An 18684-nucleotide genomic window follows, 5' to 3' on the forward strand; every position below is an offset into this window, starting at 1 on the left:
ACGGTTACCCTCGAAGGATGACTGCGATTCCGGATTTCCCCGTCGGCACGAACACCACGATATCCGGTCTCGGCAGTTCCTTCGCCGACGAATTGAGCGGATTGTCGGTGGCGTGGCAGGGCGCCGAGGCCCCCGACCCGGAACTGCTCGCGCTCAACGAGGACCTCGCGGTGTCGCTGGGACTGGACGTGGCGGCGTTGCGCAGCGCCGACGGCGTCGCCGTCCTGGCCGGCGCGGAGGTGCCGGCGGGTGCCAAGCCGGTCGCGATGGCCTATGCCGGACATCAATTCGGCGGATACGCTCCGCTGCTCGGCGACGGTCGGGCGTTGTTGCTCGGTGAACTCGTCGACGCGGACGGTGGCCGCGTCGATCTGCATCTCAAGGGTTCGGGTCCCACTCCCTTCTCCCGGGGTGGGGACGGCTTCGCGGTCGTCGGGCCGATGCTGCGCGAGTATCTGGTGAGCGAGGCCATGCACGCGCTCGGCATCCCGACCACCCGTTCGTTGTCGGTGGTGGCGACCGGTCGGCCGGTCTACCGAGAAGGCGCCGAACCCGGCGCGGTACTGGCCCGTGTCGCGGCCAGCCACCTGCGGGTGGGGACCTTCGAGTTCGCGGCGCGGCAGGGCGAGGTCGTGCGCGCACTGGCGGACCACGCGATCGCCCGGCACTATCCGGATCTGCTCGACCTGCCGGAGACCGGTGAGAACAACCGCTACCTCGGCTTGTTCACCGCCGTGGTCGAGGCGCAGGCGTCGCTGGTGGCGCAGTGGATGCTCGTCGGTTTCGTCCACGGGGTGATGAACACCGACAACACCACCATCTCGGGGCAGACCATCGACTATGGTCCGTGCGCCTTCGTCGACGCCTTCGATCCGGCGGCGGTGTTCAGTTCCATCGACCACAGCGGGCGCTATGCGTTCGGCAACCAGCCCGCCGTCCTGAAGTGGAATCTGGCGCGTTTCGCCGAAACCCTGCTCAGACTCGTCGATTCGACTCCGGATGCGGCGATCGCCGCGGTCACCGCTGTTCTGGACAGTTTCGACACCCGCTACGAGCGTCACTACCGGTCCGGTCTGGCCGCCAAACTCGGTCTCCCGGAGGACTCTCTCGATCAGGAACTGGTCGACGATCTGCTGACGCTGCTGGAAGAGCACCGCGCCGACTGGACGGTGACCTTCCGTGCCCTCGCCGACGAACTGCGCGACAATCCGGCACCCCTCGACGGACTCGTGCCGCGTGAGCGCTCGGCGCCGTGGCTCGAACGCTGGCACGCCGCGGCCGAGCGGGACGACCGGGCAGCAGGGGAGAGGGCGGAGGCGATGGACCGCGTCAACCCGCTGTACATCCCGCGCAATCATCAGGTCGACGCCGCACTGAAGGCAGCGACCGGCGGCGACCTCGAACCGTTCGCGAAGCTGCTCGAGGTCGTCACACATCCCTTCGAGGCGCGTGCCGAGTGGAACGAATATGTCTCGCCCGCACCGCGTTCGTTCGCCGAGTCCTTCCGGACCTTCTGCGGCACCTGACCGCCCGATACTGACGAATCGAGACCGGTGTTGTTCGCGAGTTCCCAACGGATTTCGCGAACAATACCGGTCTCGGTCGATTCTGGACCAGTCGGGATCGGCGAGCTGGACGACCGCTTTCACCGCCTCGCGGCGAGACTTCCGGCATCTGCACCGCCCGGCCGCAGTGCTCGGCGGCGGTGTGCAGATGTACGGGATGGAGACGGTCAACGGGCGCGACGCCGTTTCTTGCGCTTCTTCTTGTTCTTCGCGCGCCGGCGAGCAGCCGGCGGCTGCCGCCGGCCCGTCGACGCGGCGGCCTCGAGCGAACGTTGCATCTCCCGGCGCAGGCTGTCCATTAGTTCGGGGGAGCGGAGCAGGAAGGTTGCCTCCTGCAGCGCCGCATAGCGGTCCTTGGAGATCAGGACGCCCGTGCCGCGTTTGCCGACGATCTCGACGGCGACGGTCTCGTCGTTGACCTCCCGGACCAGCTCACCGAGCCGCTTGCGTGCGGCTTTCACGGACACGGACGTTGATGGCACTCGCGGCGACTCCGATCTGTTCCTTCGACGCGGGCATCCTTTCATCACCGATGTCGGATTCGGGGGCGGACACGACGGAAAGCCCCTTCGATGTCACAACGGACAGCCCGTTCGATGTCACAGAAATGCGCGCACGGAGCGTGGCAACGCGGTCGAGGACCCGGTGATCGGTGACGGGATCGGATCGTCGGCGACGGTCCGCAACGGCACCACTCCCGCCCACACGGAGTGGTCTTCACCGTCCCCGGCGTCCTCTCCCGGTCCGGCCGCCCGGACCTTTACGCTCACCTCGGTGAGCGGCACTTCCAGGACCGTGGTGGCGGCCAGTTCCTTCGGTGTCGGCGACCGGACCTCGTCCCACCGACCGGGAATCAGATGCTCCGTCACCACCTTCAATGCGTGTTCCTTCTCGCCCGGCGCGACCGGTGTGGCTACACCGAACAACACCGCACTGCGGTAGTTCATGCTGTGGTCGAAGGCCGACCGGGCGAAGACGAGCCCGTCGAGATGCGTCACCGCGACCGACACCTCGATCCCGGACCGCGCGGCGAGAAACATGCCGGCGCCGGTCGAGCCGTGCAGCAGTAACCGGTCCCCGTCGCGGCCCACCGCCATCGGCAGCACCACAGGCGATCCTTCGCGGACGAAACCCACGTGCGCGATGCGGGCCTCGTCGAGAAGCCGGTGCAGCACCGCCGGATCGTCGGTGCCGCGTTCGGGTTTGCGGGTCAGGCGCGTGCGGTCGCTCATGGCACCGATCGAAGCAGTGCCGCCGCGGCCGGTCAACCGGATTCCGAATCGAGTAGTGCGCTACTCGCGACCCTCGGCGATCGCCACCACAGACTTCGTGTACAGGCACGGAGTGCGACAGTCGACCGGACGACGGAGATGACGAGATGGACAAGATCGGGGACCATGCAATCGTTCTGGGCGCGAGCGTCGGTGGTCTGCTCGCGGCCCGTGCGCCGGCAGAGTCCTACGACGCGGTGACGGTCGTCGAACGCGACGTCCTCCCGTCCGGTGCAGAGAACCGTCGCTTCCGCGACCGTCGAGCCACCTACGTGCCGAGTCGGCCGCTGCTCGAACACCATGTCCGGCGACGCGTCCGCGCCATCCCGAACATCACCCTCCTCGACGGACACAACGTCGGCGACCTGACGGCGACACCCGACCGCCGCCGGGTCACCGGGGTGCAGATGGGCAGCCGCGACGGTGTTCGAATCATGACGGCGGATCTGGTGGTCGACGCGATGGGACGGGGCGCCCGCACCCCGGCGGGTCTCGAGAAACTCGGCTACGGACGACCGGTCGAAGAGCAGGTCGTCGTCCACGTCGTGTACCGCAGCCGGCTGCTACGACTCGCGCCGGGCATACCGATGGAGAAGATGGTGTTGATCGGTGTTGTGCCGGGACGTCCGGCGGGCATGGCGCTGTTCGGCTACAAGAACGACATGTGGCTGTTCACGGTCGCTGCGAGGGCCGGTCGCGAACCGCCACCGAGCCTGGGCGGCATGATCTTCGCCGTGGAGGCGTACGCACCCGACCACGTGGTGGCCGCGCTCCGGACCGCCGAACCCCTCGGCGAGGACGACCTGTCCCGCAGGTTCTTCCGGGCCGCGAAGAAACCGATCGGTGCTGCGTGGCAGTTCGCGATCGGCTCCGACCTCGCGCTGCCCGAAGTCGAAGGACCCCGCAGCGTGCAGACGCGACTCGGGAACGCGTACGTGGCGCGGGTCCTGGCCGCGGCCGAGAACGATCCCGTGGTCGTCGACCGTTTCCCTCGGGTCAGCAGGCTGATGGATCCGCCCGGACATCTGATGCATCCCGCGCTCGTGGGCCGGGTGTGCGTGGGCAACCTGCGGCGACACCGGAGAATCGCCGGCATGCCTGCTGGGGCCGCCGATCGTCGGACGACATTCGTGCCCGCACACCGATGTCGCGGACGACGACCTCGACGATCACATGGCCGACGTCCTCGCCGGCATCGACGGCATGTTCTTCGGCCGTGTGGCCTACGAACTGCTCGCCCAGCACTGGCCCGCCGCGGAACACTCGATCAGAGCGGTCGAGGCACGGCAGGCACGGCTGATGAACGCATTGCCGAACTACGTGCGCTCCCGATCCGCGACGGCGACCGATTGGGGACCGGCGCAGCGGATGGGTGACGCCCTGCCCCACGAGGTTGCACAGGGGTTCTCCGACGGGTAGAAGTGTCGGATGCCCAGCACGCTCATCGAGGTTCGCACCCGCCACGACCGCGAGGTCGAGACCGGCATGATCGACGCCGTCCACGACGCGCTCGTCGCTGCCTTCCGGATTCCGGAGGCCGACAAGCACATCCGGCTCGTGGTTCACGAACCCGAACGCTTCGCGGTGCCGCCGACCCTGACATCGCCCGAGCTCTACACCCTCGTGATCGTCGACTGCTTCGCCGGGCGCAGCGTGGACGCCAAGCGGCGCCTCTACCGCGAGATCACCGAGCGGCTCGGCGCATTCGCGATTCCTGCCGACCACGTGACCGTGATCGTGCGCGACATCCCGACCGAGAGCTGGGGGATCCGCGCCGGGCAGGCCGCGTGCGATGTGGATCTCGGATTCACCGTCGATGTGTGAGGACTGCTCTTACGGAGAGAACTGCGCGTTCGGGAGGGTGGAGGGTTCGAGGGATCCGAGGTCCTCGACCACATCCCACAACGGGTCGTCGAATCCGATGTCGTAGGTACAGTCGGCTTCCCGCGGGTCGGGCACGAACGCCCACAGCAGTGCACCTGCGGTGCCGGCGGCGCGTTGGCCCTCGATCTTTGTGGTGATGTGGTCGGCGCGGTCACCGAGCGACCCGCAGGACCCGGCGAGCTCACCGATCTCCGCCACGAGCAACGGCTTTCCGACGGCTGCGGCTTGCGCGACCCGCCGGGCGAGACCGTTCCACTGATCGCCGGGCAACGGCAGGCCGTCGGCGCCGTAGTCGTGGTACTGCACGGCATCGACATAGGGGGAGGCGCTGACGAACTGGTACTCGTCACCTTGGGTGCCGCACTGACCGCCCCCGGTGTAGCCGGCCGTGATCAGGGTGTGTGGGTCGACGGCGCGCAGTTCGGCTCCGGCCGTGTCGAAGAAGTCGCGCAGCACCTGCGCGGCGCCGGGCTCGCACGACCGGGTCCACCAGTGGCACGCGGGGTCGGTGCATGAACTCGTCTCCGGTTCGCCGACCAGTTCCCATGCTGCGAGGGATGGTGAGTTCCGGTAGCGGGCGACGGCGGTGTGCATCCAGTCCCGGTAGCTCATCACCACCTGTTCGTGTCCCGGGGTGAATTCGGTCCACCCGTCGACGTACCATTGCCGTCCCTTGAAAACCTCGTCCTCGCATGCGCCGTCCTGTGGTGCCAGGACCGGCAGCAGCATCTGATCGTGCGCTTCGGCCGCGGCGAAGACCGCGTCCATCGGTCCGAAGTCGAGTTGCCCGGTGAACCGGTTGACGGCGAGCGCCTGGAAGAGATTGAAGCGGGTGAGCGAATTCGGGGGCAACGTACCGAAATAGGCGTCGAGGTCCACCATCGCTCCGCATCCCCAGTTCACCGACCAGTCGGTGGCGAGCTGGTAGGCGTTGAACCCGGTGGGCCACCAGGCCCGACCGTCGAGCGCGAAACCGTCCGGCGACGCGGTCACCCGTGCGCCGGGCGCCGGTGCCGCTGCCGCGGGGCTCGTGTCCAGCAGCAGCCCGACCACGGTCGCGGCGCCGACGATGAGTCTGGATACCCGAAGCCTCGTCATCTTCCGGATCGTAGGTCCGCGGCGCAGGTGAGAGCCCCGATCGAGGAGGAACACGCCGCAGTGACCATCGTCACGATCAGGTGAACTCGAGGGCTCCTTCCACCGGGCGTGTGACCCGTCGGGTGCGCGGGGATCCGAGCGCGCTCTCCAGATCCGACCCGTCGTGCTCGGCGAGCAGTTCGCCACCCGACCACACCAGCAGCGTCGTGGCGACGGTGTGCTCGGCCACGGAATGCGACAGGTCGTAGTGCGCGCACCCCGGCACGCCCGCATAGGTGATCCACAGGTCGAAACCGGTCATGAACAGGTCGAGGTCGAATTGCACGGACAGGCCGAGCAATTCGCTGCGGCCGGTGTCATCCACACCGGCGAAGGCCTCGTCGAGGGCGAGCAGGCGCGGCGCGTGGGGGTCGGCCGAATCGAGCATCACGTGCGCCGCGGCGAACAACGGCAGGTGTAGAGAGACGGACTGTTCGCCACCGGACAACGCCGAGTGCCGGGCCGGGGTGAGGCGGTCCTCACTGCCGTCCGCACCGACGAGGCTGAACGAGAACACCCGCCACCGGCGGTAATCCAGCGTCGCGGCGAGGATCTCCGGGTACGACCGTTCCGGATGCGCGGCCCGCTCCGCGCGGATCCGCGAGGCGAAATGCGCGCGGATCCCCGCCAGATCCTCCGGAGCCAGCATCGACGCGTCACGGTCGAGGAGCTTGCACACTGCCCGGGCCGGTTCGTCGAGATGGTCGGCGAGCACCCAGTGCACCCCGATGGTGTTGCCCGAGGACATGTGCCGTTGCCGCATCTCGGTGCCCATCCGGGCGATGAGGTCGCGGGCGTCGACGGTGCGCTCGTGGATCTGCTGCGCGAGACCGGTGAGCAGCGCGTCCTCGAGGATGCGCCGTTCGGAGTCGGTGAGCAGGGTTTCCTGTTCCTGCCGCGCCCGCGCGATGCGCTGCGCGAACGCCGCGACGGACGTGTACCCCTGTTCGTCCTGTACCTGCACGACGGTGATGCCGTCGGCAGCGTCCCAATGCAGGCGGTAGTCGCGACCCCGGGCGAGTTCGGCGTCGAACTCCTGCAGCGCGGAGGTCAGTGCAGACGCGGTGGACTTGCGGGTCGACTCGGAGGCCGTGACCGAGTCGGTGGCGGCGTCGAGTGCCCGGAACAACGCGACAACCTCGGTGGGCAGCACGTCGACGGTGTCGTCGGGGGACTGCCGGATCCGATAGGTCAGCTGATCGGCGTCGAGCCACGCGGCGGCGCTGGACGGCCACATGTGCTCGCTCTCCACGCCTAGCAGGGTCAGCAGGTCGCGGCGGGCGAAGGGAGCCAGAGCATCGGCGTCGGCGCGGGCCTCGGTGAGCGCCGACCGCAGTGTCTGCTCGGCGCCCGTATGGGCGGCCTCGGCCTTGCCGATCCGCTCGAGCGCCGACTCGTGGGCCTTACGTGCGGTCCGCTCGGCGGTCTTCGCCGCCTCGATTCGGCGCCGGGCCTCGTCGAGCTGGGCATCGATTCGGTCGGCGCTCGCCCCGATCGACTCGCGTAGCGTCTCGAGCTTCTGCTGCTCGTTGGCCAGCGTCTCGGCGTTCTCCGCCGCGAGTTCGGCCGCATTCTCGGCGGAGACCCGCGCCTCGTCGAGGCGAACGTCGTTGTCGCGGAGGCGATCACCGCAGGTGACCTGCTCGCGCAGCGCGCGCTGCAAGGCCTGGCCCTGCGAACGGAAGTGCCGCACGGCCGCATCGAGACTGTCGAGTTCCGTCGCGGTGAGCGGTGCCCGGTGCCGGCCGGCCGTCGACCGCAGGTGCTGTTCTTTGGTGGCGACCGCGGCGATCGCTTGATCCAGATCGCGGTCGGCGGCGGATGCGGATTCGGATGCGGTCCGCAGCGCGCCGGCGCATTCGGTGACCTTACGTAGCGCGGCGAGCACGGATCCGGTGCGCGGCAACGACTTCACGGCCTCGTCGAGTGCGGTGAGCCGGTCGCCGATCTCGCGATCCTGCTCGCGCAGCGACGCCACGTCGGCTCGGCACTCGGCGATGGTGGTCTCGAGTTCGACGATGCGACGCTGCCGCCGCCGGGCGCGGGCGGTGGCTCCGATGAACTCGGCCTGCTCCTTGACGTGGCGACCGAGCTGCACTCCCTGCCGGAACCTACCGTGCGCATCGACCGACACCCGCGCGTCCGGGCCGGGATCGGTGGCCCATGCGATCGACGACAGCACCGCGGCGACCCGTTCCTCGGGGACGGCCGTGTCGGTTTCGGGAACGAGTACATCGGCGAGCGTGGGACCGCTCGGCCGGTGCCCGGGTGCCAGCGGCACCAACAATTGCTCCGACTCGATGTCCGGCAGGTCGCCGACGCCGTCGGTGATCCACCCGTCGAGCAGGTTCGCGCCCTGCAGGGCCGCTTCGATACCGGCGGCGTCCTGCGCCGAGGCGTCGTCGCGGAAGCGGACGAGCTGCCACAGCGGCGCGCCGACGAGATCGTCGCGGTTGCCGGTGCGGGCCGGGAAGGTCGGGGGAGCGTCGTCACTTTCGGCTGCGACGGCGGTGCGTTCGGCCTCGAGTTCGGCGATCCGGGTGCCGAGCGATTCGATCTCCGCGCCGCACACGCGACGCCGGAACCGCAGGTCGTCGAGCACGGGCCCGGTGTGCTCGGCGAACACCGCCGCCGGGGACGGGGCATCGTCCTGACCGACGGTGCCGAAGGCGGTGTCGAGCGCCTCGAAGACCGGGGTGGACAGGCCCACAGCCGCGAAGGTCTCGGCGCGATCGGACCACCACCGGCCCAGCTCGGCGGCGACCTCGCTGCGGGACAGCTCGACCATGGTCTCGCCGGCCTCCACCGCCGCCGACGCGGTGTCGCGTTGCGCGCGAGCACGCACCGCGGCAGCCTCGGCCCGCGACCGCGCAGCGGCGGCACCGTCGAGCTGGGACAGTGCGCTGCGCACCACGCGCACGTCGGCGTCGCGTTCCTCGGCGAGCGCGTCGATCGCCGCGCTGAGCTGCTCGGTCCGTTCGATGCCGTCGAGACCGGTCCATGTGATGCCGGCGTCCTCGGCCGCCGCACTCAGCCCGTCCTCGGCGCGACGACGTGCCGCCGTCGCCGTCTCGAGCGCGTCGCGGGCACTGTCGTGGTCGCGGAGCCGGTCGGCCACGGCGGCCTGGGCGCGGTTCGCCTGCTCGGCCTGCGCGGCGGTGGTGCGCTCGAGGTTCTTCACCGCCGAGGCGAGGTCGTCGAGTTGCTGTTTGCCCTCGTAGGCGCTGGAGCGGTGCAGTGCCTCGAGGGTGGTGCGTGCCTGTTCGTGGTCACGTTCGGCCACCAGGAGCTGTTCCTCCGAGGCCGTGCGTGCGGTGGCGGCCTCGGTGCGGGCCTCGGCCGCCTCACGCAGCGACCGCACCGCGGTGTCCACCACCCCGAGACGGGTGGCGACCTTGTCGACTGCGGTACGGGCCTGCTGCCGGATGTACTTCGAATACACCTTGACGAACTGCTGCGCCGCATCGTCGGCGGCCGCGAGGGATTCGAGGGTGCGTTCGACCTCCTCGATCGCGGAGAACGAGCGGGCGGCCTCGACGATGAGATCGTCGTCGAGGGGACGAAGACCGTCGGTCAGCGCCTGCGAGAGGCCCTTCGGGTCGAGGTTCTTGGCGAGCTGGGGGCGGCGCAGCGTGAGGATCAGGTTGATCAGCTGGTCGTAGCGTTGTGCGCCCAGACCGAACATGCGCGCGTCGATCGCCGCCCGGTAGTCGACGGGACGATCGGCGATCGCGTCGGCCCCGATCTGATCGACCAGTTGTTTGCGGGTGAGCGGTCGGTCCTCGTCGTCGAGCAGCGAGAAGTCCACTCCCACACGGCCGTCGACGACGAAATGCCAGCGGGTGACCTTGTCGTTGCCGCGGGTGGCGCGCATCCCGATGCCGACGGTGACGGCCTCCGGGTCGTCGGCGCGGCCGCGGCAGAACTCCATCCACACGTACGAGTGGGTGCTGTCCTGCCCCCGGTACAGCAGGTTCGAGCGCATGGTGCGCTCCTCGCCGGCGAACGGGTTCAGACGTCGCGGTTCGATCCGGCCGTCGAGCACGAACGGGAACAGCACCTCGAGCGCCTTCGTCTTGCCCGACCCGTTCGGTCCGCGCAGCACCAGTCGTCCGTCGGCGAACGAGAACTCCTGGTCGCGGTAGTCCCACAGGTTGATGATCCCGGCACGCGTGGGGCGGAATCGGGCGCTGCTCATGAGATCTCCGTCGGGTTCGTATCGGGTGCGGGGACTGTCGGCGGGGTGGTCTCGGGGAACAGGTCGATCTCCGGATCACGTTCGCGCACACTGACCGTCACGCCGCGGAAGCGCGCGATCGCGGGCAGGACGAGCACCCCGCCGGGTACCCGGGCCACCAGCCGCAGCCGATCGAGCATGTCCACCGCGGCCTCGGCCAGTCCCGCGGGGTCGGCCTGCCACTGCGCGGCGAAGGTCCGGCCGTAGATGTCGACGAGACGCCCGACCGTGCCCGCCAGCCACGAATCCTCGAGCAAGGGATGCTCGAGCGGGGCACGAGCGGCGTCGTCCTGCTCCAGCTCGTCGGGGATCGGAGTGTCGGACGCCGCGAGCGGGGTGAACACCGTCGACCTCGGGATCGCGGAATCGACGGCCGCGAGGAGAGCGTCCTGTGTCTGTGTAGGTACGGGTATCCGGGGTGGGGCAGGGGCGTCGGGATCGAGGACGCGATCGCACATCTCCCCGGCCAGCAACAGCGCGACCTGCGCGACCGTCCCCGTGTTCGGAAACCGTACATCTGACAGTCGTCCCGAGGTATCCACCAGCGCAACGCCTTCGGCGCGACGCTCACACACCAGGCCGGTGAGCAACTCTACTGCGTCGGTGGTGCGCGGCAACGCCAACTGCAGCGCTTCGTCGTCGTCGAGATCGTCGGCGTACACCACGGGACGCTGCACCAGTGCGCGTCGCACCCGCCTCCGTACCTCCGCCGTATCCGATTGCGGGGCACCGGCATTGCCGAGCAGGCCGCGCACCGATTCGAGGTGCTGCAACGCCCGCGGTGGCCGGAACAGGGCATGCACGACCGCGCGGTCGACGTCGTAGAGCGCCTCACCACTGTCGGGATCGCTCGCCCACCTGCCCGCATCACCGTCGGCGAGGGTGATCGCCCCGCGCACGCCGAGCCAGGTCACGGCATCGACGAAGGCATCGCGATCGGCGGCTCGTTCGGTGTCGAGCTCGACACCGTCCACCCGGCTCGCCTCGGACGCGACGTGCTCGGCGAGTTCGGACAGCGTGATCTGCCCGGCGCCGCGACCGAGCGCCGCGATCGCCAACGCGAGATAGGCATAGCGGCGCCGGTCGAACGGCCGGCCGGTGTGCGTCGACGTGCCCGCCCCCGCGTCGAGGCGATCGGCGACGGTGAACAGCCGCGCGGTGGTCTCGGTGACCTCGAGCCGGTATCCGAAGGTGGCGAGCAGATCCTCCCGCAGCTCGGTGGCCCAGCGGCGCACCGTCGCCAGCGCCGACCGGTCGGGAAAGGTCGCGGTGACGAGGTGGTGGGTGAGCACCAGCCGCGCGGCGCGCTGATACGAATCCAGCTCGACGGACGGAATCGAACGCGCCCTCATCGCACCTCCACCGACAGACCGTCGAGATACAGGCGCCCGCGCGCGGTGTGCACCACCGTCGACTCGCCGCTCGGTCGGAGGGTGAGCTTGACGCCGTTCTGCGTACCAGAGGACGCATCGTCGCTGCGCACCCGCCCGCTCACGGGCACGCGGGCCGACAGTGCGGCGTCGAGCAGGCTCAACAGCACCTCTGCTTCCGGTTCGCTCAGCTTCCGTTCGCGCACCCCTCCGGCGGCGAGGGAACGCGCCGCTTCGGCCCGGCGACGCTGCTTCTCGAGTTGCGCCTCGCGCAGCCGCCGTACTCCGGCGTCGTTGCGCTGGATCCGCCCCGGCGCTCCCGCTGCGGGGCGCCGGCCGGTCTCGGCGAGGGTGCGGGCGATCTCCACGGGAGGCGCTTCCCACCACGAGCGGGTGACCGGCACGATGTCGGCATCGGGATGGGCGACGGAGAAGTGTCGGGGCCGGCCCAGGTCGAACACCGCATCGAACAGTGCGTGCGCGGCCTCCTCGGACGGCGCGGCAGCGAACCAGCCCGCGAGATGCCGCAGCTGCGACTCGCGGCTGACACCCCCGCGACGCTGCTCGGTGAGCCGGCGCAGCAGCCCGAGCACCGCGGAGATCGCGTTGATGGTCGCGCCGCGCAGGCGTTCGGATTCGCTCGGTTCGGAGCCCACACCGACGAACCAGTGTTCGACGCCCCACCAGCGCTGCGCCCAGTCCGCTTCGCGTTCCTCGAACGAGAGCAGCACCCGCTCGTCGTGCCGGGCCGCGGCCGCGCTGAGCTTCTGAACCCCGGTGGCCTGTACCCGGTCGAGCGCCGTGGAAAGCTTCGGGGCGTAGCGGGCCAGGTCGGTGCTGAACTCGCGCATATGGGTGAGCAGCGCGTCCTTGTGGGCGAGGAAGGTCTTCGGGGTGACCTCGGTGGTGCGCACCAGCTCGCCGAGGACGAGATAGAAACGGGCGGCGCGCTCGGCCATGTCCGACAACGTCGCGTCGAGGCGGCTCAACTTCCGGTAGACCAGCTCGCCGTCGCCGGCGGCGTTCGCGTCGGCGAGATCGTTGAGATCGGCAAGCAGATCGGGAAGGGCCAGACGTGACAGCGAGACGTCCTCCCCGCGGGAGGACAACACGTCCTCCACGGCGCGGAACACCCGGTAGCCCGCCTGCCCGAACTGGTAGACGTAGTGCCGGTTGCGGTACTCGGCGAGCGTCGCTGCCCGGGATCCGTCGTAGCTGCGTTCGAGCACACCCCACGCGTGCAGCTGCTCGAGCAGCGCCGGGATCTCGGAGGAATCGGGCACGTCGTCGCCGCTCGCGCCGGGCAGTCGGGTGAGGACGTTCTCGACGTCGCCGGCGTGCAACAGCACCGAGTAGTTGCCGCGCGCGTGATCGAATGCGCGCAGAACCCACAGGTAGTGCACCCTTTTCTCGGCCGTCGCGAACGAGAACAGGCGCAGGCGGTCGTCCCGCACCAACGCGTCCTCCATCGCGCCGAACCGCGCTCGGCCTGATTCACTCACCGTGACAGGTTAGGCGGCGCAACCGACGGGTCCGGACAACACCCGGCGTGAGTGTCGGCATGATCGTTGCCCGAGGGACGCCCCGATCCGCGGTGGCGGCCCGTCCCGAGCCGTTACGGTCGAGGCGGTGCGCTCGGCAAGGCAGTGCACTCGGACAGACGCCGTAGCCTCCGGAATCGGACACGATGAATCCTCACGAGATCGGACAGGACACCCACAGCGTGGGCGATCCCGGACCTGCCACGCGTGCCTTGATCGAGGCGGTCGCCGACCTGTCGACGACGCGGCACGCCGAGATCACGCAGTACATGACCGAGCGGATCTCGGCCGAGATCGAGGCGGTGTCCACCGACCGCCACACCCGCCGCTCCCTCGCCCAGGCCGCGGAGGAAGGCGTCGCAGCCATGACCCGGTTCCTGCGGGACGACCTCGAGGAGATCGAGATCCCGGCGGCGTCCTACTCGCTGGTGCGCATGCTGGCCCGACAGGGATTCCCCGTCTCGGTGGTCGACCGCAGCAACCGGCTCGCGCAGGACAGCATCATGCGCTGGTGCCTCGAGGTGCTGGCCGGACTCAGCGACGACGCCGCGGCAGTGATGCAGGCGGGCGTGGAGATCCTGATGAAACTCTCCGCGGGGATCGACGGGGTGTCGCAGAAGCTGCTCGGGGTCTACGAGACCGAGCGCGATACCTGGCTGCTCAACCGCAACGCCTCCCGGACCGCCCGCATCCAGGACATCCTGGCCGGACGACCGATCGAGGTGGGGGACGCCGAGCACACCCTCGGCTACCGGCTCGGCCAGCGCCACCTCGGGGTGATCGTCTGGACGGACGATATCGAGGTGGTCGGTGGGGACCGGTCCGGCACCGAATGGAACGGTCTCGAGCAGGCAGTGACGACTCTGGCCGAACATCTCGGGCGGGGAGGTCGGGTGCTGTTCGAACAGTTCGACGAGTACACCGCATGGGCATGGATCCCGCTCGGCACGGTCGATCGCATCGACCCGAGGGGACTGTCCGGGATCGTCGCGGCATGGCAGCGACCTGTCGGTGTCGCCGTCGGCGCGCCGCAGGAGGGGATCGACGGTTTCGTCCGCACCCATCGGCAGGCGGCGCAGGCGCGGGAGGTGGCTCTGACATCGGCGCTGCCGGGTCCGCGTCTCGTCTCGATCGACGAGGTCGGCGCGGTCGCGTTGATGTGCACGAATCTCGAGTGGGCCCGCGGCTGGGTGGGGGATGTGCTCGGTCGCCTCGCCGCCGACGATCCCGCTGCCGCGCAACTGCGGCACACGCTGCGGGAATTCCTTTCCAGCGGAGGGAGTTTCGTCGCCACAGCGGAAAGACTACATCTGCACCGGAACTCGGTCGCCTACCGGATCAGCAAGGCGGAGGAGCAGATCGGGCACAGTGTCCGCGAGTGTCGGCTCGACCTCGAGAACGCGCTGGCGCTGTGCCACTGGCTCGGCGCCGCCGTGCTCGCCCCCGATTCGGAGATTCCGCCCGCGTCCGGCTGACTGCGCGTCAGCGGGAGCCGGGCACGGTGCTGCGAACGAACCGTCCGATCTCGCCGATCTGCAGATCGCACGCCATACCGGCGTCGGCGAGACGGTCGGCCATCGACTCCGCGTCCACAAGAACAATTAGTGCGAGCCGACCTGGATGAGCGTGGGCGGCATGCCCGACATATCCGCGTCGGCGGGGCAGATCCGCCCCGACTCCTGGCGACGTCCTGCAAGGCCGGCCAGCGCTTCGAGTGCGTTGCCGGGCAACAGCGCGCAGTGTGCGGCGTTGGAGTGACCGAGCTTGCGGGCGAGTCGACCCGGCGAATCGGGTGCCGCTGTCTTCCACGTGAAGGACGAACGTCCCTCGGTTCACCGGTGCGGCTGCACACTGTTTCGGTAGTGGTTCGGGCTGCGCGCACAGTGTCCGCGCGTGGCACTGGGTGCCGGTGCGAGCTGGAACACGCCGAAGTAGGGAAGATCTGCAGGTAGGGAGGTTTTTTCGGCGCTTGTCCAAGTGACATCCGGTGGCCCGAACGACCCGAAAGCCCCTGTCGACCGACCCGGCATTGTGCGCTGCGACCAGCGAACCCCCACGATCTGTGTGCTCGCGTACCGATGGAAAAGGTCCCGAGCCGACCTACCTTCGAATAGGGGGCCGATGATCGGAGCTACGTCATCGGCCCGTCGGGGTCCCGCCCCCCTCTACGACGGACCGCTTCGTGGCTCGGACATTTTCCGTTGACGGAAGGACTGCGATGGCGCCCCACGCGACGCAGAACTGCATGACGATCCTGCGCTGCGGAAGCTGCACGACGCTTCACGCTCCGGAGACAGCGTGCTGCTCCTCCTGCGGCGGCGCGAACCTCGAGTCCGCCCGCTGCTCCGGCACCGGCTCGATCGTGTCCTGGAAGGTCGTCGAACCGCTCGACGACGGCGCGCAGGACGACAGCGTGGTCACCCTCGCGATCGTCGAACTCGACGACGGGCCATGGCTCTACTCGAAGATCGAAGGATCGTTCCCCGACTGCGCCGAGGCCCGGGTGCGGGTCGCGTTCCGGTCCACTGCGGGTGACGACGGATTCCCCGTCTTCGGGATCTGCGCGGCCTGATCTACGACGCTCATCCCTCGAGAACCGCGGTGGCTTCGATCTCCACGAGCACGACAGATTCGTAGAGCGCCGCGACACCGATCAGCGATGCCGGCGGCATCGGATCGGGCAGATCGATCTCCTGCGCGACGGCCTGCACACCGGCCATGAACTGTCCGATCTTCTCGGGATGCCAGTCTGTGACGTAGAACGTCAGGCGCACGACATCGCGGAAGGTCGCGCCGGCTCCGTCCAAGCCTCGTGCGACGTTGCGCAGCGCTTGGGCCACCTGACCGGCCAGCTCGGTAGGAATCGGTGAGCCGTCCGGCATGTATGCGACCTGTCCGGCGAGATGGACCTGTCGCGTGCCGGTGGAGACTGCGACGTGGTGGTAAGGAGCGTTCGGCAGCGTGCCTTCGGGGCTGAACAGGGTGACGGACACGGAGTTCTCCTGGGGTCGGAACCAAATGGTATCTGATTTATACTTGGTATCCGGAAGTCACTTCAACGAAACCAGGTTTCATGTCGGATACCGCTGACCACGATCTGCTCGCCGTCGCCGCCCACCGGGAACTGTTGGGGCAGATCCTCGACAAGTGGTCCCTGAGCGTGCTCACCGAATTGTGCGAGGCTCCGCGCCGCTTCAACGAGCTGCGGCGCGCCGTTCCCGAGGTCACGCAGAAATCCCTGACGACCACGTTGCGCAGACTCGAACGCAACGGAATCGTCGAACGCCGGGTGGTGAACACCCGTCCCGTCGCGGTCGAATACCGCATCACGGCACTGGGGAAGACGGTGCGCGAACCGATCGACGCTCTGTTGATGTGGGCGTCGACGAATCTTCCTCGCATCGAGGAAGCGCGACGCAGATTCGACGAGGATCTCGGCGAATGAGGATGTCAGCGCTCGGGCCACGGTTCGACGACCAATCGAGGCCATTCCACCTGCCATCGTCGGGCTTTCGCTTCGTACACGTTGCGAGGTGCCAGCACCGGATTCGGGCGGAGTGGGCGGACCCCAAGAACTGATCCAGATTGGATGAGAGTTCATCGATGGGTGCAGGCAGCAGCGTAGACCGCTGGCGCCTGGTAGCCGGGGGAGCTGTGCCGTCGGCGATGGTTGTAGTCCTCCTTCCAATCGCTGATGACGACTCTGGCCTGGGCCAGGGACCAGAAGATGTTGATGTTGAGGCACTCGTCACGGATGCGGCTGTTGAAGGACTCGACGTAGCCGTTGCGCCACGGCTCGCCGGGTGGGATGAACGCCAGCCCGACGCGTTCCCGGGCCCACTCGGCCATCGCGTCGCAGGCCAGCTCGGGGCCGTTGTCGCAGCGTAGGACGCCGGGGTAGCCGCGAGTCAGGGCGATGCGGTCGAGCTCGTCGATCAGGTCGTCGCCGGTGATGCTGCGCTCCACGAGCCCACCCAGGCATTCACGGGTGTGTTCGTCGACGATGGTGGCGATCTTGACCGGCCGACCGTCGGTGGTGGAGTCGAACTGGAAGTCCACCGCCCACACGGCGTCGGGCTTGTCGGCGGGCGGGATGATCGGCACCGTCGAAGTCCCGGTCCGCTTGCGGCGTCGGCGTTGCGGGACGCGGAGGCCTTCCTCTCGCCACAGCCGCTGGAGCTTCTTGTGGTTCACTAGCCAGCCCTCGGCGCGGGCGTCGTGGTAGGCAGGCCGGAACCCGCGGCGGGGGTGGGTCTTGGCCCAGCCCCTCAGCCAGATCCTCAAGCCCGCGTCGGGATCGGCCGGCGTAGCCGCGGCGGGTGGGCGGCGCTGGGTGGTCCGGTTCTGCCCGGTGACCCGGCAGGCGAACCGCTCGGACACACCCATCACACGGATGAGGTGCTCCACGGCTGCCCGCCGGCGTTCCGGGCTCAGAAGTTTCCCCGGGCGATCTCCTTCAACGCGGCCTTCTCCAGCTCCGCGTCGGCAAGGAGCCGCTTCAGCGTGGCGTTCTCCTTCTCGAGGTCCTTGAGCCGTTTCGCGTCGTCGGCCTTGAGCCCTCCGAACTGGTTACGCCACCGGTAGTAGGACGCCTCGGTGACCTGGAGCTCGCGGCAGACGTCCGCGACGTCCTTACCCTCGGCCATGAGCCGGTCAGCAGTGGCCAGCTTCCTGACGATCTGCTCCGGCGTGTGCCGTTTCCTCGTTGCCATGGGTTGAGCCTTCCTGCCCACAAGCGTGGGCCACGAGACTCGCACTCAACCCGGAGCGCTCAGACGGGGTCAGCCCAGATGTACCAGGACACGTCCTACGGCTTCGTCGGCAACGGCCCCGACCAGACGCTGGGCAACTTCGACATGGACCGCATCGACAAGCTTATCGACGTCATGCGTCCAATCCTCGGCAAAAGGGGAACCAACCTCCCCGCAAACCTGAGCGCCGAGGATCTCGCCACCAACAAATTCATCGATCCCGCCATCGGGCTGCAGTAGCTCGGGGCAAGACCCCATACCCAGAAAGAGGTTATTCTAATGCCACGCAACGTACCCATCATCGACCTGAAGTCGTTCATCGACGGCACTGACAAGGAGTCCGTAGTCGCCGCCGTCGACGATGCGTGCCGCAACACGGGCTTCCTTGTGGTCACCGGACACGGCGTCGCCCCAGAAATCATGCAGGGTGCGCTCGACGCTATCCGATCGTTCTACGAGCAGCCAGAGTCGACGAAGGCCGCTCATGACAATTCGGTTCGTGGCACCGGTTGGAAACAGTTCGCATCGATGTCCCTCGGCAATCTCGAGGGCGATGGAACGGTGCCGCCGGATCTTCGTGAGGAGTTTCGCGTGCGGCGCCTCGACATCATCGACTGGGTCTCGCCGATCTGGGGAGACCCCCTCATCAACGAGGCGTTCCGCGACGCACTTGTGCGGTACTACACGACCCTCGACAGACGCGCCGACGTCATCGGCCAGATCTTTGCCCTCGCCGTCGGCAAGCAACAGAACTACTTTGAGCAGTTCACCGATCACCACGACAGCTATCTCTGATGGCGCTCATTGATCTTGCTCAGTCCCGCTCACCGAAAGTGCTCACCCGTGTGGCTCCGCCGATGAGGGCGGGTCTCCTTCGATGCTGGTGGTCTCTGACCACGCACCAGCACCCCGAAGGAGACCCGTTTTC

Annotated in this window: 17 protein-coding genes; 8 read left to right on the forward strand and 9 right to left on the reverse strand. The window is 68.4% G+C overall.

Going from position 1 to position 18684, the window contains the following annotated elements; all coding sequences use genetic code 11:
* Positions 1-17: 17 nt before the first annotated feature.
* Entirely contained in the window at positions 18-1526 is a 1509-nt protein-coding gene (locus tag BO226_RS07780) for a protein adenylyltransferase SelO (protein ID WP_071934936.1), read from the forward strand.
* 206 nt (positions 1527-1732) lie between these two features.
* Here the strand turns inward: BO226_RS07780 and BO226_RS07785 are convergent, their stop codons facing one another.
* A complete protein-coding gene (locus tag BO226_RS07785; protein WP_019289349.1) occupies positions 1733-2032 on the reverse strand; it encodes a type II toxin-antitoxin system Phd/YefM family antitoxin in 300 nt (99 codons plus the stop codon).
* Positions 2033-2164: 132 nt separating this feature from the next.
* Entirely contained in the window at positions 2165-2797 is a 633-nt protein-coding gene (locus tag BO226_RS07790) for a pyridoxamine 5'-phosphate oxidase family protein (protein WP_050993475.1), read from the reverse strand.
* Between the two features lie 146 nt (positions 2798-2943).
* Here BO226_RS07790 and BO226_RS07795 point away from each other — a divergent pair, with 146 nt between their 5' ends.
* Positions 2944-4212 (forward strand): hypothetical protein, encoded by a 1269-nt coding sequence (locus tag BO226_RS07795; protein ID WP_071934937.1) that lies wholly within the window; start codon positions 2944-2946, stop codon positions 4210-4212.
* A gap of 52 nt (positions 4213-4264) precedes the next feature.
* On the forward strand, positions 4265-4660 hold the full coding sequence (locus tag BO226_RS07800) for a tautomerase family protein (RefSeq protein WP_024100872.1): 396 nt from the start codon (positions 4265-4267) through the stop codon (positions 4658-4660).
* Between the two features lie 9 nt (positions 4661-4669).
* Here the strand turns inward: BO226_RS07800 and BO226_RS07805 are convergent, their stop codons facing one another.
* The 4 genes from BO226_RS07805 to BO226_RS07820 form a co-directional block, all read right to left on the reverse strand.
* Positions 4670-5818: a beta-mannosidase gene (locus BO226_RS07805; protein WP_071936383.1), complete on the reverse strand. Its 1149-nt coding sequence runs from the start codon at positions 5816-5818 to the stop codon at positions 4670-4672.
* 76 nt (positions 5819-5894) lie between these two features.
* Complete coding sequence (locus BO226_RS07810; RefSeq protein ID WP_071934938.1) at positions 5895-10055, reverse strand: TIGR02680 family protein; 4161 nt, start codon at positions 10053-10055, stop codon at positions 5895-5897.
* Positions 10052-11446, reverse strand: a complete 1395-nt coding sequence (locus BO226_RS07815; RefSeq protein ID WP_071934939.1) for a TIGR02678 family protein — start codon at positions 11444-11446, stop codon at positions 10052-10054. Before BO226_RS07815 ends, BO226_RS07810 begins: the two co-directional genes overlap by 4 nt.
* On the reverse strand, positions 11443-12933 hold the full coding sequence (locus tag BO226_RS07820) for a TIGR02677 family protein (RefSeq protein WP_041803338.1): 1491 nt from the start codon (positions 12931-12933) through the stop codon (positions 11443-11445). The genes BO226_RS07815 and BO226_RS07820 overlap by 4 nt, the downstream gene beginning before the upstream one ends.
* A gap of 218 nt (positions 12934-13151) precedes the next feature.
* Here BO226_RS07820 and BO226_RS07825 point away from each other — a divergent pair, with 218 nt between their 5' ends.
* Positions 13152-14480 carry a PucR family transcriptional regulator gene (locus BO226_RS07825; RefSeq protein WP_071934940.1) on the forward strand — a complete coding sequence of 443 codons (1329 nt, stop codon included), beginning with the start codon at positions 13152-13154 and terminating at the stop codon, positions 14478-14480.
* A 126-nt stretch (positions 14481-14606) separates the two neighbouring features.
* On the opposite strand, the gene BO226_RS28385 is transcribed toward BO226_RS07825, so the two are convergent.
* Positions 14607-14735, reverse strand: a complete 129-nt coding sequence (locus BO226_RS28385) for a hypothetical protein (RefSeq protein WP_260782744.1) — start codon at positions 14733-14735, stop codon at positions 14607-14609.
* A gap of 488 nt (positions 14736-15223) precedes the next feature.
* On the opposite strand from BO226_RS28385, the gene BO226_RS07830 reads away from it, so the two are divergent.
* Positions 15224-15577 (forward strand): Zn-ribbon domain-containing OB-fold protein, encoded by a 354-nt coding sequence (locus tag BO226_RS07830; protein ID WP_071934941.1) that lies wholly within the window; start codon positions 15224-15226, stop codon positions 15575-15577.
* Between the two features lie 10 nt (positions 15578-15587).
* On the opposite strand, the gene BO226_RS07835 is transcribed toward BO226_RS07830, so the two are convergent.
* Complete coding sequence (locus BO226_RS07835; RefSeq protein ID WP_071934942.1) at positions 15588-15998, reverse strand: RidA family protein; 411 nt, start codon at positions 15996-15998, stop codon at positions 15588-15590.
* A gap of 80 nt (positions 15999-16078) precedes the next feature.
* On the opposite strand from BO226_RS07835, the gene BO226_RS07840 reads away from it, so the two are divergent.
* Entirely contained in the window at positions 16079-16450 is a 372-nt protein-coding gene (locus BO226_RS07840) for a winged helix-turn-helix transcriptional regulator (protein ID WP_039587212.1), read from the forward strand.
* A 152-nt stretch (positions 16451-16602) separates the two neighbouring features.
* Here BO226_RS07840 and BO226_RS07845 read toward each other — a convergent pair.
* Positions 16603-17717 (reverse strand): IS3 family transposase gene (locus BO226_RS07845; RefSeq protein WP_156895135.1). Its coding sequence is split into 2 segments (ribosomal slippage): positions 16603-17450 and positions 17450-17717, totalling 1116 coding nucleotides; the frame shifts between segments, so codons are not numbered across the junction.
* 78 nt (positions 17718-17795) lie between these two features.
* Between BO226_RS07845 and BO226_RS07855 the strand changes: the two genes are divergently transcribed.
* A complete protein-coding gene (locus BO226_RS07855; RefSeq protein ID WP_071934944.1) occupies positions 17796-17996 on the forward strand; it encodes a hypothetical protein in 201 nt (66 codons plus the stop codon).
* A 39-nt stretch (positions 17997-18035) separates the two neighbouring features.
* Positions 18036-18551 carry a 2-oxoglutarate and iron-dependent oxygenase domain-containing protein gene (locus BO226_RS07860; RefSeq protein ID WP_071934945.1) on the forward strand — a complete coding sequence of 172 codons (516 nt, stop codon included), beginning with the start codon at positions 18036-18038 and terminating at the stop codon, positions 18549-18551.
* Positions 18552-18684: the final 133 nt, after the last annotated feature.

The sequence above is a fragment of the Rhodococcus sp. 2G genome (genome assembly GCF_001886355.1).
Lineage (GTDB): Bacteria > Actinomycetota > Actinomycetes > Mycobacteriales > Mycobacteriaceae > Rhodococcus > Rhodococcus pyridinivorans.

Excerpts from the sequence above, each read along its gene's own strand:
- BO226_RS07815 (WP_071934939.1), bottom strand. The coding sequence starts at position 11,446 with ATGAGGGCGCGTTCGATTCCGTCCGTCGAGCTGGATTCGTATCAGCGC.
- BO226_RS07795 (WP_071934937.1), top strand. The coding sequence starts at position 2,944 with ATGGACAAGATCGGGGACCATGCAATCGTTCTGGGCGCGAGCGTCGGT.
- BO226_RS07820 (WP_041803338.1), bottom strand. The coding sequence starts at position 12,933 with ATGGAGGACGCGTTGGTGCGGGACGACCGCCTGCGCCTGTTCTCGTTC.
- BO226_RS07855 (WP_071934944.1), top strand. The coding sequence starts at position 17,796 with ATGTACCAGGACACGTCCTACGGCTTCGTCGGCAACGGCCCCGACCAG.
- BO226_RS07805 (WP_071936383.1), bottom strand. The coding sequence starts at position 5,818 with ATGACGAGGCTTCGGGTATCCAGACTCATCGTCGGCGCCGCGACCGTG.
- BO226_RS07830 (WP_071934941.1), top strand. The coding sequence starts at position 15,224 with ATGGCGCCCCACGCGACGCAGAACTGCATGACGATCCTGCGCTGCGGA.
- BO226_RS07810 (WP_071934938.1), bottom strand. The coding sequence starts at position 10,055 with ATGAGCAGCGCCCGATTCCGCCCCACGCGTGCCGGGATCATCAACCTG.
- BO226_RS07790 (WP_050993475.1), bottom strand. The coding sequence starts at position 2,797 with ATGAGCGACCGCACGCGCCTGACCCGCAAACCCGAACGCGGCACCGAC.
- BO226_RS07800 (WP_024100872.1), top strand. The coding sequence starts at position 4,265 with ATGCCCAGCACGCTCATCGAGGTTCGCACCCGCCACGACCGCGAGGTC.
- BO226_RS07825 (WP_071934940.1), top strand. The coding sequence starts at position 13,152 with ATGAATCCTCACGAGATCGGACAGGACACCCACAGCGTGGGCGATCCC.
- BO226_RS07780 (WP_071934936.1), top strand. The coding sequence starts at position 18 with ATGACTGCGATTCCGGATTTCCCCGTCGGCACGAACACCACGATATCC.
- BO226_RS07840 (WP_039587212.1), top strand. The coding sequence starts at position 16,079 with ATGTCGGATACCGCTGACCACGATCTGCTCGCCGTCGCCGCCCACCGG.
- BO226_RS07860 (WP_071934945.1), top strand. The coding sequence starts at position 18,036 with ATGCCACGCAACGTACCCATCATCGACCTGAAGTCGTTCATCGACGGC.